Source organism: Alteromonas sp. Mac1 (genome assembly GCF_001562125.1).
In the GTDB taxonomy this organism is placed as follows: Bacteria; Pseudomonadota; Gammaproteobacteria; order Enterobacterales; family Alteromonadaceae; genus Alteromonas; species Alteromonas stellipolaris.
The window spans coordinates 3571737-3588480 of the sequence record NZ_CP013932.1 but is presented as its reverse complement, the minus strand read 5'-3'; the positions used below and the strand labels follow the sequence as shown (position 1 = coordinate 3588480).

Annotated in this window: 14 protein-coding genes; 13 read left to right on the top strand and 1 reads right to left on the bottom strand. The window is 45.9% G+C overall.

Annotated features, from left to right (window positions below; all coding sequences use genetic code 11):
• Positions 1 to 24 precede the first annotated feature (24 nt).
• Complete coding sequence (locus AV939_RS15360; protein ID WP_057789931.1) at positions 25 to 1239, bottom strand: dipeptidase; 1215 nt, start codon at positions 1237 to 1239, stop codon at positions 25 to 27.
• A 383-nt stretch (positions 1240 to 1622) separates the two neighbouring features.
• Here AV939_RS15360 and AV939_RS15355 point away from each other — a divergent pair, with 383 nt between their 5' ends.
• The 13 genes from AV939_RS15355 (at position 1623) to AV939_RS15295 (ending at position 16738) form a co-directional block, all read left to right on the top strand.
• A complete protein-coding gene (locus tag AV939_RS15355) occupies positions 1623 to 2390 on the top strand; it encodes a SapC family protein (RefSeq protein ID WP_057789933.1) in 768 nt (255 codons plus the stop codon).
• A 357-nt stretch (positions 2391 to 2747) separates the two neighbouring features.
• Positions 2748 to 3206, top strand: coding sequence for a division/cell wall cluster transcriptional repressor MraZ (gene mraZ / locus AV939_RS15350; protein WP_057789935.1), 459 nt, complete (start codon positions 2748 to 2750; stop codon positions 3204 to 3206).
• Positions 3203 to 4144 (top strand): 16S rRNA (cytosine(1402)-N(4))-methyltransferase RsmH, encoded by a 942-nt coding sequence (gene rsmH, locus AV939_RS15345; protein ID WP_057789937.1) that lies wholly within the window; start codon positions 3203 to 3205, stop codon positions 4142 to 4144. The genes mraZ and rsmH overlap by 4 nt, the downstream gene beginning before the upstream one ends.
• Positions 4141 to 4476 carry a cell division protein FtsL gene (ftsL, locus tag AV939_RS15340; protein WP_013782930.1) on the top strand — a complete coding sequence of 112 codons (336 nt, stop codon included), beginning with the start codon at positions 4141 to 4143 and terminating at the stop codon, positions 4474 to 4476. Before rsmH ends, ftsL begins: the two co-directional genes overlap by 4 nt.
• Positions 4473 to 6248 carry a penicillin-binding transpeptidase domain-containing protein gene (locus tag AV939_RS15335; protein ID WP_057789939.1) on the top strand — a complete coding sequence of 592 codons (1776 nt, stop codon included), beginning with the start codon at positions 4473 to 4475 and terminating at the stop codon, positions 6246 to 6248. The genes ftsL and AV939_RS15335 overlap by 4 nt, the downstream gene beginning before the upstream one ends.
• A complete protein-coding gene (locus AV939_RS15330) occupies positions 6238 to 7830 on the top strand; it encodes a Mur ligase family protein (protein WP_057789942.1) in 1593 nt (530 codons plus the stop codon). The genes AV939_RS15335 and AV939_RS15330 overlap by 11 nt, the downstream gene beginning before the upstream one ends.
• Entirely contained in the window at positions 7827 to 9257 is a 1431-nt protein-coding gene (locus AV939_RS15325; protein WP_057789944.1) for a UDP-N-acetylmuramoyl-tripeptide--D-alanyl-D-alanine ligase, read from the top strand. The genes AV939_RS15330 and AV939_RS15325 overlap by 4 nt, the downstream gene beginning before the upstream one ends.
• Positions 9251 to 10333, top strand: a complete 1083-nt coding sequence (gene mraY / locus AV939_RS15320) for a phospho-N-acetylmuramoyl-pentapeptide-transferase (protein WP_057789946.1) — start codon at positions 9251 to 9253, stop codon at positions 10331 to 10333. Before AV939_RS15325 ends, mraY begins: the two co-directional genes overlap by 7 nt.
• A complete protein-coding gene (gene murD / locus AV939_RS15315; RefSeq protein ID WP_057789948.1) occupies positions 10333 to 11721 on the top strand; it encodes a UDP-N-acetylmuramoyl-L-alanine--D-glutamate ligase in 1389 nt (462 codons plus the stop codon). Before mraY ends, murD begins: the two co-directional genes overlap by 1 nt.
• Entirely contained in the window at positions 11718 to 13244 is a 1527-nt protein-coding gene (ftsW, locus tag AV939_RS15310) for a cell division protein FtsW (RefSeq protein ID WP_231751130.1), read from the top strand. Before murD ends, ftsW begins: the two co-directional genes overlap by 4 nt.
• On the top strand, positions 13237 to 14325 hold the full coding sequence (gene murG, locus AV939_RS15305; protein WP_061997860.1) for an undecaprenyldiphospho-muramoylpentapeptide beta-N-acetylglucosaminyltransferase: 1089 nt from the start codon (positions 13237 to 13239) through the stop codon (positions 14323 to 14325). Before ftsW ends, murG begins: the two co-directional genes overlap by 8 nt.
• Complete coding sequence (gene murC, locus AV939_RS15300) at positions 14325 to 15773, top strand: UDP-N-acetylmuramate--L-alanine ligase (RefSeq protein ID WP_061997859.1); 1449 nt, start codon at positions 14325 to 14327, stop codon at positions 15771 to 15773. Before murG ends, murC begins: the two co-directional genes overlap by 1 nt.
• On the top strand, positions 15770 to 16738 hold the full coding sequence (locus AV939_RS15295) for a D-alanine--D-alanine ligase (RefSeq protein WP_061997858.1): 969 nt from the start codon (positions 15770 to 15772) through the stop codon (positions 16736 to 16738). Before murC ends, AV939_RS15295 begins: the two co-directional genes overlap by 4 nt.
• The last annotated feature ends 6 nt before the right edge of the window (positions 16739 to 16744 follow it).

The window sequence follows — 16744 nt, the reverse complement described above, 5'->3', positions numbered from 1 at the left end:
AGTGCTTAGTACCTAATTTAGTGCTTAGTGCTTGCTGGCGTAATCTTCCACTTGGGTCCATACACGCAACAAATTACCGCTCAAAATCTTTTCAATATCTGCACGGCTGTATTTTCTGTCGAGTAACCCTTGAACTAAATTAGGGAAGCTAGCCACATCTTTTAGGCCGATAGGCAGCGAATCACCTACGCCGTCATAATCAGAACCAATCCCCACATGCTCAATACCAACCAATTCTACTACATGGTCAATATGATCAAGTACTTCATCAAGTGTTGAATATGGGTAAGGCACTTCTTTGCGGTAGTTAGCTTCGAAGTCTTCCAGTTTGGGGCTATCTTCACCTTCAGCGGCTATCAATGCTTTGCGGGCTTGTGTTAGCCCGGTGCGCCATTTACCTGCGTCTTTTGTCACAAAGCTTGAGCCAAAATTAATCATAATAACGCCGCCATTGTCGCCCAATGCTTTTACCATCTCGTCATTCATGTTGCGCTCGAAACCCGGTGTAAAGCGGCGAAGCGACGAGTGAGAAGCAATAACGGGCACCTTTGTGAGCTCGATAACCTGGTAAAAGGCATCATCTGAAACGTGAGAAATATCAAGCATGATGCCGATGTTATTCATCTCAGTAACCAGTGTTTTACCAAACGGGCTTAACCCGTTCCACTGACGGCGCAAATCGTAAGACGAATCTGAAATATGGTTCGACTGACTGTGCGCAAGTGTAATGTAGCGAATACCACGTTCGTGAAATGCTTCAAGATTAGCTAAATCGCCTTGAAGAGGAGAGCCATTTTCCATCCCCATAGGTAAGGAAATAATGCCTTTCTCGAACTGTGCTTTTACGTCTGACGGGCTTTTTGCAATAGCAAATTTATCAGGTGCTCGCGCCACAATGGCTTCCACAGAGTCGATAAGCAGATGAGCAAGCTGGGTAGATTCCGGTGAATTATCTAAACTCGCAGGTACATAAATAGACATGAAAGGGGCGTTTAAGCCGCCTTTTACAGCGCGAGGGTAATCAAAGTCTCCACCTTCTGTGGCTTCGGTTACATCTACCCATGCGTTTTTAACGCGATAAGGCACATCAATGTGGCCATCAACAATAATTGTTTCGTGGGCTATTTTTACCGCTTTTTCACCTGCAGTGTAAGTGGGGGCATCATCAGCAATGGCTGATGCGCAAAGTAGAGTGGAAATTGCGAGTGCACAAGATTTTAGCGGGAAGAAGCCCTTCATTCTGTTTTTTCCTTATCGTTGTTGTAAGACAAAAGACTAAAAGAAAACCTTGATACCTACAATGCCCCAAACGCCTTAATCTTTTATTTATTCTAATTTCCATTCATTTCGGGCTTTTTCATTCCCCAAGCCGCTAAAAACAGTAAAATTGTGCGTTTTTAGAGCGGTTACTACCATTCACTTTAATTTTACATTGCAATAAAAATTTAAAACTTGTTATTGTGTGGACGCGTGACTTCATAACGCGAATGCGGGATACTCCCGAGCGCGTCGCCGAATAGGATGAGAGTGAGTTCATCCGCGCGGCCTACATAATTTTTCGTGGCACCCCTCACTTCTCAGTTATTTTACAGGGGCCACAGTAAACAAGTATGAGAAAGAAAATGGCTATTAATTTTGTACCGCTAGATAAAGAAAAACACAAAGACTTAAAAGTCGCGGTTAGCAATACCTTTAAGTTTGCGAAAGATACGCACCTTGCTGCAGCCACTATCCGTGAGTTTGCTCAATTAGCTGCTACTATGCCGCTAGTATTTATTGAAGATGCTAATGCTAAACGCCACCATGTTGTTGCAATGCTTGGTATGGAACAGAACAAAAACCTGTTTCTTACTGGCGACAAATGGCAGGGCCCTCACGTTCCAATGAATATTCTTCGTTACCCTTTCGATGTTCGCCCTGATGGCGATAAGTTAGGTGTATACATAGATGAAAACAGCGATTTAATCGGTGAAGAGGGCGAAGCCCTATTTACTGACGCTGGTGAGCCAACGGAATTCTTGCAAAACCGTCAGCAGTTCTTAGCTGACCTTGCTAACAGCGAAATGATGACTCAGCGTTTTGTTCAACAAGTTGTTGACCTAGACCTGCTAGATCCAATTCAAATTCGTCTTACTTATCAAAGCGGCCAGCAACGTAACGTTACTGGTATGCTAAGCATCAATGAAAAGAAAGTACTTGAGTTGCCAGAAGAGAAAGTAACTGAGCTTCACAAGTCTGGTTTCTTAGGCGCCATGTACGCTGTAATGATGTCAGCAGGTCAATTGAACCGTTTGGTTGAGCTTTCAAACGGTACAGACAACCCAATTCGCAGCATGCAATTGTCAGTTGTTAAGCCTGAAGAAGCACAAGCTGAAGCGCCAAGCGCATAGGCTTTATCATCCACCAGGATGATGTAAACCGCTAAGCTAGACAAAAAACCGATACTGGGAAACGAGTATCGGTTTTTCGTATTTAAAGTCTGTACTTTTTTCTAACCCCTATTTATTTTGCCCCTCTTTTCTTAGGGGTTATCAACTACTTCGCCAAAACACTGTATGTAACCACAGTTTAAAGCCAGTAAATACGTGGCCTTCACTATGCTTTTTAGCTTGACAGTGGGGATCATTGATACCTAAACTGTCAATCAGTGGGTAAATGTGGCGAATAGTGGATCGAACCATCATTGTTTTGCAGATCAGTACTCAAAAAACAAGAAAACCAAGAGCAAAATATAGAAGGCTAGGGGAATGTTCCGCGGCGCTAACGCAATCAATCTGGATACAAAAGGCAGACTAGCGATACCAACAAAGTATCGGCAGTCGTTGCTGGATGATTGTAATGGACAGCTGGTCTGTACGGTCGATACACAGCAAAGTTGTTTGCTGCTTTACCCACTTCCCGAATGGGAAGAAATTGAGCTTAAACTTATTAAGTTCTCAAGCATGATTCCGGCGGAAAGACGCATGCAGCGTTTATTACTGGGTCATGCTACAGAAGGTGAAATGGACAAAAGCGGACGAATTCTGCTTCCTACTCCTCTGCGCCTTCATGCTCACCTATCAAAAGAAGTCATGTTAGTTGGTCAGTTGAATAAGTTTGAAATTTGGGATGCCGAAGTATGGGCTGAACAAGTTGAGCTTGATATGGATACCGAACGCAAAGGCGAATTTGAACTCACCGAACGTTTACAGGACTTTTCCTTATGAGCCAATCTAACGAATTCAAACATGTTTCCGTGTTACTCGACGAGTGCATAGAAGCCCTGGCTATCAAACCTAACGGTATTTATATTGATGCCACATTCGGCCGTGGAGGCCATTCTGCGCATATTCTTGATGCGTTGGGTAGTGATGGTAGCCTAATCGCGTTTGATCGCGACCCACAGGCCATAGAAGCGGCCAAGCGTTTTGCTGATGATAGCCGTTTCCGTATTATTCATTCTCCTTTTGGCGACATGGCCGAAGAAATTGAAGCCCTTGGTTTAACCGGAAAGATTGACGGTGTATTGATGGATTTGGGGGTTTCGTCCCCTCAACTTGATGACGCCGAACGTGGATTTAGTTTCCTTCGTGATGGCCCGCTAGATATGCGTATGGATACTTCACGCGGTGAAAGTGCTGCCGATTGGCTAGCCCACGCGGAAGAACAAGACATTACCCAAGTAATTAAAGAGTTTGGCGAAGAGAAGTTTGGCAAACGAATTGCGCACGCCATTGTAAATACCCGTGAAACCACGCCGATTACTCGTACCGCCCAGTTAGCCGCACTTATTGACGAAGCCGTGCCAGTAAAAGACAAATTCAAGCACCCTGCAACTCGTGCATTTCAAGGTATCCGAATTTACATTAACGCTGAGCTAGAGCAGCTGCGAATTGGCCTAAAAGCAGCTACTCAAGTATTAGCCAAAGAAGGGCGTTTGGCGGTTATTTCTTTTCATTCTCTAGAAGACCGATTAGTAAAACGCTTTATAAAAGATCAAAGCAAAGGTAAATCAGTACCGCATAATTTGCCTATCACCCAAGCGGAAATAGACGCCGACAAAGTATTAAAAGCCTTAAGTCGGGCCATCAAACCCTCTGAATTGGAGATTGCGAACAACGTTCGCTCACGCAGTTCCGTGTTAAGGGTGGCCGAAAAGCTATGACGTTAGGTAAGCCTGACAGGGCAAATACAAACTTCAGTTTACTGCTGATTATTGTGTCAGATTTAACCCGCAACAAGTTGCGGGTTTTGTTGTATTTAGCGGTTCTGCTTAGTGGCATGGCGGTTATTCTTGGAAGCCACCAAAATCGCCAGCAAGTAATTGCCCTTGAAGACCTGATGCAACAGAAAGACGAGCTTGATGTTGAATGGCGCAATTTAGTGCTAGAACAACGTGCGCTTACCGAACATAACCGAATTGAAACCTTGGTTGAAAAGCAACTTGATATGTACCGTCCAACAGCCGATGACGAAGTGGTGGTGAGACTTAAATGACCACGCAAACCGTTAAACGTAGCCGCAAAGCGAGCGGAGCAAAACAGAACGTCACACCAAGCTTGGTGCATTGGCGCTTTGTGGTTGTGCTTATCGTGGTTATCTCGGTTTTCGCAGCACTGGCTGCCCGCGCGGCGTTTATTCAAGTTATTGAGCCTGACGAGCTTATTCAACAAGGCGACAGCCGTACTTTGCGTACGCGTAACATGCCAACCTATCGCGGGTTAGTGACAGATAGAAATGGTGTTGAATTAGCCGTCAGCGTACCGGTTCGTGCCATTTACGCCGACCCTAAAATTATTCATGAGAATGATGGCCTTGCTGAGCCTCGTCGCTGGCAAGCACTGGCCGATGTGTTAGGGCAGTCGGTAGATAGCTTACAAGAAAAAGTGAGCAATCCTAAACGTCGCTTTGTGTATTTGCAGCGCCAAGTATCCCCGGCTATGGCTGAGTACGTAGATAAACTTGATATTCCAGGTATTTACTTACGCCGCGAAAGCCGTCGTTATTACCCTACCGGTGAAGTGTCGGCTCAATTAATCGGTGTTACCGATGTTGATGATACCGGTGTTGAAGGCTTAGAGCGCATGTACGATGAGTGGCTAACTGGAACGCCTGGCTCACGTAAAATTCGACGAGATGCCAAAGGCCGTCAGGTAGAAATTTTAGAAACCACTACTGGTGAAGATGCGGGCAATCTGCAACTAACTATCGACCAACGTATTCAGGCGTTAGCGTACAAAGAAATTAAAGAAGCCATGATTTATTATCAGTCTAGTTCTGCTTCTGCAGTTGTGATTGATGTAAAAACAGGTGATGTACTGGCCATGGTAAATGCGCCATCGTTTAACCCTAACGATCGCAGCAATATTTCACCACACCGCATGCGTAACCGGGTTATCACCGACGCATTTGAGCCCGGTTCTGCATTAAAGCCGTTAGCCGTATTAACCGCCATGGAATTTGGTGAAGTAGAAGCCGAAGATGTAGTGGATACCAACCCTGGTTGGATGCGCTTAGGCGGCAGCTTAGTTAAAGATTCGCGCAATTATGGCGAGCTTACCCTTGAAGAAATAATTCAGCATTCAAGCAATATGGGTACCTCGAAATTAGCGCTTTCTGTGCCTAAACAGTTTCTACTCGATACGTATTACAACATTGGTTTGATGTCAGATACGGGCCTAAATATGGCTGGTGAAAGTAGTGGTATTTTCTACGACCGCAGCCGCTGGTCTGAATTCGAACTGGCAACATTGTCATTTGGGTACGGTATTTCCGTGACTACCGCACAACTTGGCAGGTTGTATGCCACTTTAGCTAATGGCGGCATCAAGCAGCCATTGAATATTATTAAGTCGCCGCAGCAAACGGGATGGCAAGGTCAGCCAGAACGGGTAATAAGCGAAGAAAATGCTAAAGCGATAGTACAAATGATGGAAAGCGTAACCCAGCGTGGCGGCACAGCGAAAAAAGCAGCCGTACCAGGTTACCGCGTAGCAGGAAAAACCGGTACGAGTCGTAAAGCAGTGGCGGGCGGTTATGGCGAAGAATATGTGAATATTTTCGCGGGTATTGCCCCTGTTTCTGACCCCAGACTTGTGACTATTGTGCTTATTAATGAGCCTGGCGGCGATTTGTATCATGCCGGTGACACGGCAGCACCCGTGTTTTCGTCAATTATGGGCGGCGCACTACATATGCTGAACGTAACCCCTGATGATAAGCATGTAACCTCAGGCGCATGGCTAAAAGGGGGCAACCATGGTAGTTAATTCCTTTATTCAAAGTGCCCGTGCGCTGCTGGCGAAATTTGGTATCGATGCACCCGATATTCGTATCGAAGGGTTAACCTTAGATAGCCGCGAAGTGAATACTAAAATCGCATTTATTGCGGTTAAAGGTCACGAACGTGATGGAAGAGATTTCATACCTCAAGCCATTAGTTTAGGGGCACGTGTAATTCTGGCGCAAACTGACGACAGTCAGGCCCATGGTCAGTTGGAAATGCGCGACCATTCGGTGATTATTTCGTTATATCAATTACCTAGCATGTTATCGGCATTAGCGGCTGCGTTTTATGACTATCCTGCTTTGAAAATGATGACAGTGGCAGTAACGGGAACTAACGGGAAAACCTCTACAGTTCAATTGCTTACCCAGTTAAAAGATGCCTTGGGTACGCGCAGCGCCAGTGTGGGAACCCTAGGTAGTAGCGTATATGAAGGTGAAAATACTCAATGGGTAACAACCGCTGCGGCTAACACCACCCCCGATGCTATTCGTCTGCAGTACGTGTTGGCAGACTTTGTGCAATGCGAAGTGCGACATACGGCGTTTGAGGCCAGTTCTCATGCATTAGTGCAAGGCCGGTTAAGCCAAGTGAAAACAGATATCGCGGTATTCACTAATTTAACCCGTGACCATCTAGATTATCACGGCACCATGGAAGAGTACGCGAAGGCAAAACGGTTGTTATTAAATCAACCTGGCCTTGAAGCTGTAGTGTTGAATGTAAACGATAGCGAAAGCCAAAATTGGGCTAACTATTTAGATACAAATGCAGCTAAGCATAAAGGGTTAGAGAGACGCGAAGATAAAAAGCCGAGCGTTATTCGAGTATGGGCAGGGTTTGAACCTACTGAAGACATTATAGCCACGCACAAACAACCACAAGATCGCCATTGTTTCGCCACAAATGTTTCATACCATTCCTCAGGAATTCGATTCGACCTTGTTTCTTCATGGGGTACAGCGCCTATTGAATTAGCATTGTTTGGCTCGTTTAACGTGAGCAATGCGTTAAGCGCTATTTCATGCTTATTGGCGCAAGGCGAACGCTTTGAAAATGTAGTGCGGGTACTGAATGGCTTACAACCTGTACCGGGAAGAATGGAAGTGTTTCCCGTTGAAGGCAGTGCCAGCATGGTTGTTGATTATGCGCACACACCCGACGCGTTAGAGCAAGTGCTGAAAAGCGCTAAAACACATACCGCGGGTAAAGTGTGGTGCGTGTTTGGATGTGGTGGTGATCGCGACAAAGGCAAACGCCCCTTAATGGGAGCGGCGGCTGAGCAGTATGCAGATGTCATTGTCATTACAACTGATAACAGTCGCAGTGAGTCGCCTGAAAGCATTGCTAGTGATATTAAGTCGGGTTTGCAACGTGCTAACGACGCAGTAGAAGAAGCAGATAGAGAAAAAGCTATTCGCTATTGCTTAGAAAATGCAGATAAAAACGACATTATTGTGGTGGCCGGTAAAGGTCATGAAGATTACCAAATTATTGGTACCCAACAGACAGACTATAACGAACGTACAGTTGTGGCTCGACTACAGCAGGAGTACAAAAAATGATAACTACAACACTGTCGTGGATAGCCAGCCAAATAGACGGCAAACTTGACGGACAAGATTGTGAAGTTAATGCAGTAAGTACAGACACGCGAACCTTAGATTCGGGCTCTGTGTACCTTGCATTAAAAGGCGAGAACTTTGACGGTCACGCCTTTGCAGCAAGCGCTGAAAAAGCAGGCGCAAGTGCAATTATCGCCAGCGAACCTGTGAATGTCTCCATTCCTGTGGTGTATGTTGAAGACACTAAACTGGCTTTAGGTCTTTTAGGCGCTGCCGTAAAACGCGAAGTGGCACCTAAAACCATCGCTATTACAGGGAGTAGCGGTAAAACTACCGTGAAAGAAATGTGTGCGGCCATACTTGAACGCCGTGGTTCAGTACTCGCCACAAACGGCAATTTCAATAATGATATTGGGGTTCCGCTTACTTTACTTCGCCTAGAGCAACACCACGAATATGCGGTGATGGAATTAGGTGCAAATCACCTAGGTGAAATTGCTTACACCACTAATCTGGTTAAGCCAGACGTTGCCACTATTGTAAATGCCGCTGCTTCTCATCTTGAAGGGTTCGGAAGTTTGTTAGGTGTAGCGCGTGCAAAAAGCGAAATATTTAAAGGCTTAGGCGATAGCGGCACTGCCATTGTTAATCTAGACAGCCAATTTGCCGATTTTTGGCAAGGTAAGCTTAAGCAAAAGCGGGTGTTAACTTTCTCGCCAATGCAAAAGAACGAAGCCGACTTTACGGCAGAAGACATCATTGTAGGCCTTGATGGTTGCGCTGCATTTCAGTTGTGTAGCAACGAAGGTGAAGCTGCTATTCAATTAACTATTCCAGGTATCCACAATGTGGGAAATGCGCTAGTAGCTGCGGCCCTTACCATGCAATTAGGTGCCACCCTTGAGAATGTACGTGACGGTTTGCTTGCGATGAAGCAAGTGAAAGGGCGTTTGAATGTTAAGACATTAGGCAGCCAAGTACGTTTGCTTGATGACACCTACAACGCCAACGTTGCCTCTGTGAATGCGGCTATAGATACACTAAGTACCTTCTCGGGCATTAATGTTTTGATATTGGGCGACATGAAAGAGCTGGGCGAAAAAGCGCGCTTTTATCATGAGCAAGTAGGTAATTACGCATTAAGTAAAGGCATTGATTACCTGTATTCGTTTGGTGTGCTAAGCCAGGCTGCAAGTGCCGTGTTTGATGATGTTACAGGAAAAAATGTGGTTGGAAAAAACAGCGGCCATTTCACCGACATCGACAGTTTAATGCAAGCGCTAGAGCAGGACTTACAAGTAGAACAACAAGATATTTCAATTTTAGTAAAAGGCTCACGCAGTTCTCGTATGGAACGCGTGGTAGAGGCGATTGAGGCCTCTTCGCTGGGAAAGTTTGAACGCCGTCGGGAGCGTATTGCATGTTAATTTGGCTAGCTGACTGGCTGACACAATTTGATACTGGGTTTAACGTATTTTCATACCTTACCCTAAGAGCGATTTTAAGTACGTTAACGGCGTTGCTCATTGCTATTTTAATTGGCCCTAAAATGATTCGTTATCTGCAAACTATGCAGATAGGACAAACCGTTCGTGATGATGGCCCGCAAAGTCACTTATCTAAATCGGGTACACCTACTATGGGTGGCTTACTGATTTTAGCGGCTATCGTAGTCAGTGTTTTACTGTGGGCAGATTTAAGTAACCGCTACGTATTAGTGACCTTAGCCGTGGTGGTGTCTTACGGCATTATTGGCTTTGTTGATGACTACCGTAAAGTTATTCGCAAAGACTCAAAAGGCTTGATTGCTCGCTGGAAGTATTTCTGGCAGTCGGTGGTGGCTATTGGGGTGGCTTTTTTCTTATATAGCAGTGCCACGTTAAGTGCTGAAACCTCGTTGCTTATCCCCTTCTTCAAAGAAGTGTTTCCGCAACTAGGCGCCTTTTTTATCATTATTACTTACTTTGCCATTGTGGGCACAAGTAACGCAGTAAACCTAACTGATGGCCTAGATGGTTTAGCCATCGTGCCCACTATTTTAGTGGCAGGCGCTTTCGCTATTTTTGCTTATGTGACCGGTAATGCAAATTTCGCCGATTATTTGAATATTCCGCATATTCCACTTACCAGTGAGTTGGTTATTGTGTGTACGGCCATTGTTGGTGCTGGGCTAGGATTTTTATGGTTCAACACCTATCCCGCTCAAGTGTTTATGGGTGATGTAGGTTCATTGGCGTTAGGTGGAACATTAGGCGTGCTCGCCGTGCTAGTTCGCCAAGAAATTGTACTAATTATTATGGGCGGCGTGTTTGTAGTAGAAACGCTATCGGTCATTTTGCAGGTGGGTTCATTTAAATTGCGTGGACAACGCATTTTTAGAATGGCACCTATCCATCACCATTACGAATTAAAGGGTTGGCCAGAACCACGAGTTATAGTGCGCTTCTGGATTATTTCTATCATTTTAGTCCTTGTTGGGCTGGCAACATTGAAGCTTAGGTAATGACATATAACGTACGTGCACATTCTTATGTGGTAGGCGGCCTTGGATTAACAGGTCAGGCGTGCGTGCGTTTTCTAAAGCAACAAGGGGCGAAGGTAAAAGCTTTCGATACCCGTGATACTTTCAATGTGTCAGCACCATTAAATATCTGCGTCACCACTGGGTCATTGCCTCGTGACTTCTTCGCAGGCGTTGATACTTTGGTGCTTAGTCCGGGTCTATCTCTTGATATTGAACAAGTAATACATGCCAAAGCCTGTGGTGTTGAAGTGATTGGTGATGTGGAATTATTTGCACGTCTTAACAGTACGCCAACGATAGGCATTACGGGGTCGAACGGAAAGACCACGGTTACGCTACTTACTACCCATATGCTAAGAGCCTGTGGATACGAGGTGTGTGAAGCAGGTAATGTTGGCCGTCCTGTGCTTGAAACCCTTCCGGAATCTGTGAGTCAGCGAGAAACACAGCCTTTGGATGTCATTGTTTTAGAGCTATCGAGTTTTCAGCTTGAGACGACTTCTAGCTTGAAGTTAAACGCTGCCTCTATTTTAAATATTAGTGATGATCATTTAGATAGACACGGCGATATGCAGCACTACACAGCTGCCAAGCAGCGTATTTTTAGTCATTGTGATACCGCAGTCGTTTGGCGAGGCGACTACCAAGTAAAACCAATTTCGGCTTGTGAAAACACCATAACCTATGGCCTTGATGCTAGCGATACCGGTTTTGGTTTAAGGGAAGGCAATATTACCTTTGACGGTGAAGCGTTGCTCAATAGCGCTGATATCCGCTTGGCGGGTATGCATAATATTCTGAATGTAATGGCATCGCTGGCGTTATGTCAGGCGTTTGGTGCACCGCTTAACAAAGCTGCACTTGCAGTGACCAGCTTCACTTCAGCGCCGCACCGCTGCGTAGAAATTGCCAACATTAATGGCGTGAAATGGATAGATGATTCAAAGGCCACTAATGTGGGTGCCACCATCGCCGCTATTGAAGGGCTTGCACCTATCACCAAAGGAAAGATTATTCTCATTGCTGGTGGTGATAGCAAAGGAGCAGACTTAAGTGCATTGAAACCAGCGCTGGTTGAAAGTGTGAGTGAAGTGATAGCTCTTGGAAAAGATGCAGAAAAATTCAGTACGATTTTTGATAACACTACGTTAGTTAGTTCAATGGAAATGGCAGTGTCGGCAGCTAACTTACGTGCTGTTAGCGGTGATATTGTCTTACTGTCTCCGGCTTGTGCAAGTATCGACATGTTTAAAAACTATATGCACCGCGCACAAGTATTCACTGACGCAGTAGCACATATTACCGCAAGTGTGAAATTTACTCGTGATGCAGGCGCAACGAAAGAAGCAGGGGGATTGCCATCATGACGATTGCAAATGCTTCCCACGCAAATAGCGCGCAAAAAACACAAAGTACGTCGTCAACAGACACTAAATTAAGTGCATTGTTTGCCGCCCGTCACGATGAAAAAAATCTCCAAAGCCCCTACGATATCGGCTTAATCATTGTTGCGTTAGCGCTAATGACCATTGGTATTATTATTGTGACATCAGCGTCGATGCCGGTTGCTGAACGAATTCACGATAACCCTTTTTACTTTGCTATTCGCCATGGCATTTACATTGTGGGGGCGATTATTGCTGCCATGGTGGTATTAGAACTTCCTATGCAGTTTTGGCGTACGGCAAACCCTTATTTATTATTGGCGGCCATTGGGCTGTTGGTGGCAGTTCTGCTTATTGGGCGTACCGTGAACGGTAGTACTCGTTGGTTGGCGCTAGGCCCCATCACCATACAAGCTGCAGAGCCTGCAAAACTCTTTTTCTTTACTTATTTGGCGGGCTACTTGGTTCGCCGTTATGAAGAAGTAACAGAAAACTTAAAAGGTTTCATCAAGCCCTTAGTGGTGTTCTTCGCCTTAGCCATGTTGCTATTGCTACAACCCGATTTAGGTACTGTGGTTGTGATGTTTGCCACTACTATTGGGCTGCTATTTTTAGCCGGCGCTCGCTTGTGGCAGTTCTTTGCGTTGGTATTCGCCGGCGTGCTGGCGGTTGTTGCCCTTATCGTATTTGAAGAATACCGCATGAAGCGGGTGACTTCTTTTCTTGATCCATGGGCCGACCCATTTGGTGCGGGTTATCAGTTAACCCAATCCTTAATGGCTTATGGGCGAGGCAATTGGTTTGGCCAAGGTTTGGGCAACAGCCTACAAAAGTTAGAGTTCTTACCCGAAGCGCACACAGACTTTGTCATGGCTATTCTTGCCGAAGAACTTGGCTTTGTGGGTGTACTTGCCGTACTCGGCTTAATTTTATGGATGGTGGTGCGTGCCCTACAAATAGGGAACAAAGCGTTATTGAAATCACGTCCGTTTGAAGGGTATTTAGCTTACAGCGTAGGTATTTGGTTTAGTTTTCAAACCGCTGTAAATATTGGTGCTAGTGCAGGTATTCTGCCCACCAAAGGATTAACGCTGCCATTAGTGAGTTACGGCGGATCATCGCTTATCGTTATGTCTGTTGCGGTGGCTTTATTGTTGCGTATCGATTTTGAATTGCGCGTAGACGGTGTTCAAGCTTTAGGGCGTGGCGACAATAAGAAAACCAGTAAAGCGAAGGCAAAGTCTTCCGCTAAGTCAGCGGCTACGCCGCCAGTGAAAACAAAGCACACCAATGCTGAACCTTTTGCTGACGCCGATGCTGATTATAACCAAGCTGCTGATGCGAAAGTGCTTGATGTAAAAGGGGCTGATCAAGAAGCGTCAGCAGCGACATCAAAAGGCGCTGGGGCAAAAAAATCATCTAATAGCATTTCTCCTGAAGACGAAGGAAAAGCGGGCATCAAAGCTATTTTAGCCCGAGTATCTAAGGAGGCCACGAGTGAGTAAGCGTTGCTTAATTATGGCGGGTGGCACTGGGGGGCATGTTTTCCCTGGATTAGCTGTGGCGCACGCGCTGCAATCCGCTGGCTGGGAAATAGAATGGTTGGGTACTGCCGAGCGAATGGAAGCCGACGTTGTACCTAAACATGGTATTCCCATTCACTTTATCCCCGTGAAAGGTATTCGTGGTAAAGGGCTTAAAGCAAAACTGTCGGGCGGTATAGCACTGATCAAAAGTTTATTTTCGGCTCGCCGTATCATTAAACGGGTGCAACCAGATTTAGTGCTTGGTTTTGGTGGTTATGCCAGCGGACCTGGCGGTATTGCGGCAAAATCCCTAGGCATTCCCGTGGTTATACACGAGCAAAATGCGGCCGCAGGCATGACGAATAAGCTATTAGCCAAAGTCGCTACGCGGGTGCTACTTGGTTTTGAAGATGCTAAACCACAATTTGCTAACGTTGCGTCTAAAGTGCACACCGTGGGCAACCCTGTGAGGGACGAAATTTGGCAGGTTAACCCGAAAGAACAAGTTACAGATGAGTCAACAAACGGCAAACTTAATCTATTGGTTGTTGGAGGAAGTTTGGGGGCCAAAGTACTTAATGATACTGTGCCCGACACTTGCGCGACGCTAGAGGGTTTATCTATTCGTCATCAATGTGGAAAAGGCAATAAAGCGTCGGTAGAAGCGCTTTATGCAGGTTCGGCCAATCCCGTTGACGTCAGCGACTTTATTGATGATATGGCAGCAGCCTATGAGTGGGCGGATTTTGTAATTTGCAGAGCAGGCGCACTCACCGTTGCAGAAGTGGCGGCAGCCGGCAGGGCAGCATTGTTTGTACCTTTGCCTCACGCGGTAGACGATCATCAGACCAAAAATGCGCAGTCGTTAGTGAAACATGGCGCAGCCATTATGGTTGCGCAATCAGCATTAGAAGACAATTTAAGGCAGGCAGTTCGGCACTGGGTAACACACCCTAGCGATTGCCTAAAAATGGGTGCAGTAGCGAGGCAACATGCCAGTACTCACGCCACAGAACAAGTAGTAAGCCATTGCATGGCAGTAGTAGGAGTAGGGGAATAATGGTTTTTAAGACCCCATTTGAGAGCCCGCAAATGCGCAGGGTGAAGAAAATATTTTTTATCGGCATTGGCGGTGCGGGTATGGGCGGTATTGCAGAAGTACTGCTTAATGAAGGTTACGACATTGCTGGCTCTGATATAAATTCAGGGCCTATGACTCAGCGCCTAAGTGATTTGGGTGTAGATGTAAAAATTGGTCATAAAGCACAAAACGTTGATGGTATGGACGTGATTGTGGTTTCTAGCGCTATTAACGAAGCTAATCCAGAGATTATTACCGCCAGAGAACAACGTATTCCAATTATACGTCGTGCGGAAATGTTAGCGGAATTAATGCGTTTTCGCCATGGAATTGCTGTGGCCGGAACTCATGGTAAAACCACAACAACCAGTTTGATCTCGACCATTTTTGCTCAAGCGCAGTACGATCCAACATTTGTGATTGGCGGCTTGTTAAATAGTGCAGGTACTAACGCACGCTTGGGAAGAAGCCGTTATTTGATAGCTGAAGCCGATGAAAGCGATGCATCGTTCTTGCACTTGCAGCCAATGGTGTCGGTAGTCACGAATATTGAAGCTGACCATATGGATACTTATGGTGGTGACTTCTCGAAAGTAAAAGACACCTTTGTTGAGTTTTTAAGTAATTTGCCATTTTACGGGCAGGCAATCGTGTGTGGCGACGACGCCAACATACAAGAGATTAGCCCTCGTATTGGCCGCAGCATCATTACTTATGGTTTTGAAGCGCACAACGATGTGCGTGCCCAGGATATTACTTTATCGTTTGGACAAGCTAATTTCACTGTTATACGTCCAGAGCGCGAGCCGTTGAAGGTAACACTAAACCTTACCGGTAATCACAATGTGCTAAATGCATTGGCAGCCATTGCGGTAGCGACTGACGAAGGCATTGATGATGACGCCATTGTGGCTGCATTGGCAAGCTTTGGTGGTATTGGCCGTCGGTTTGAAGTACTTGGCGATTTTGATACCAGTGTGGGTAACGTTACTTTGGTTGACGACTACGGTCATCATCCTACAGAAGTGAAAGCCACGATAGCGGCTGCAAGGGCTAATTGGCCCGAGAATCGCTTAGTCATGGTGTATCAACCACACAGGTTCACCCGTACTCGTGATTTATACGAAGACTTTGTTAACGTGCTTTCTACGGTAGATGTATTGCTATTGTTAGACGTTTATCCGGCCAGTGAACAACCTATTGAGGGCGCTGACAGTAAATCTTTGTGTCGTTCTATCCGTCAACGTGGCCAAATTGAGCCCGTCTACGTGGGCGGCAAAGAAGCGCTTCCCGCCATTCTTTCCAATATTTTGGTAGAGGGCGATATCGTGATGACGCAAGGTGCTGGGAACATTGGTCAAATTGCTAAGTTGCTAGCTAGCCGTGAGATGGAGCCAAAAGCGCTGCATCAGGAGAGCGATGCATGAGCCATTTTAGCAACGTAACAAAATATGATGCTGCCGCCTTTGGAAAAGTTGCGGTCATGTTTGGCGGCGATTCTGCTGAACGTGAAGTGTCGCTAAACTCAGGCAACGCAGTGCTTGCAGCACTTTTACGACAAAATGTGAATGCCATTGCTTTTGATCCAGCTAAGCGCCCACTGACTGATTTGATCAGCGAAAAAGTCGACCGAGTGCTTATCATGTTACACGGCCGAGGTGGTGAAGATGGCTCAATGCAAGGGGCACTACAACTGCTTAAAATTCCCTATACGGGAACGCCGGTTTTAGGTTCTGCATTGGCGATGGACAAGATTCACACCAAGCAAGTATGGCAAAGCCTTGGCTTACCTACTGCTAAATATGAAATTGCTGATAAAAGGCGCTTTGAAGCTGGTAAGTGCAGCGCTATAATGGAAAAGTTGGGGAATGAAGTCATGGTAAAACCGGCCCGAGAAGGGTCGAGTATTGGCATGGCAAGAGTGACAAGCGCTGAACAACTCGAAAATGCCATACAGGACGCATTTAACTATGACAATCAGGTTCTGTTAGAGCAATACATAAATGGCCCTGAATTTACGGTTTCAGTAATTCAGGGGCAGGCATTGCCGTCTATCCGCATGTCTACTCCTCATACGTTTTATGATTATGCTGCAAAGTACCAAGACGATACCACCGAATACTTTTGTCCAAGTGGTTTGTCTGACGAGGAAGAAGCACATCTTGCTCAGCTATCGACGCAGGCATTCGATTCTATTTCTGGCTCTGGCTGGGGTCGCATTGACGTGATGCAGGATAGTGACGGGCACTTTTATTTGCTTGAAGCGAATACGGTGCCGGGAATGACGGAAAAAAGCTTGGTGCCTAAAGCGGCCAAAGTGGCAGGGTTAAGTTTTGACGAACTGGTGTTGGCAATATTGGCCACCAGTTTTGACCCTGACAGCAGAGCATAAAACGCA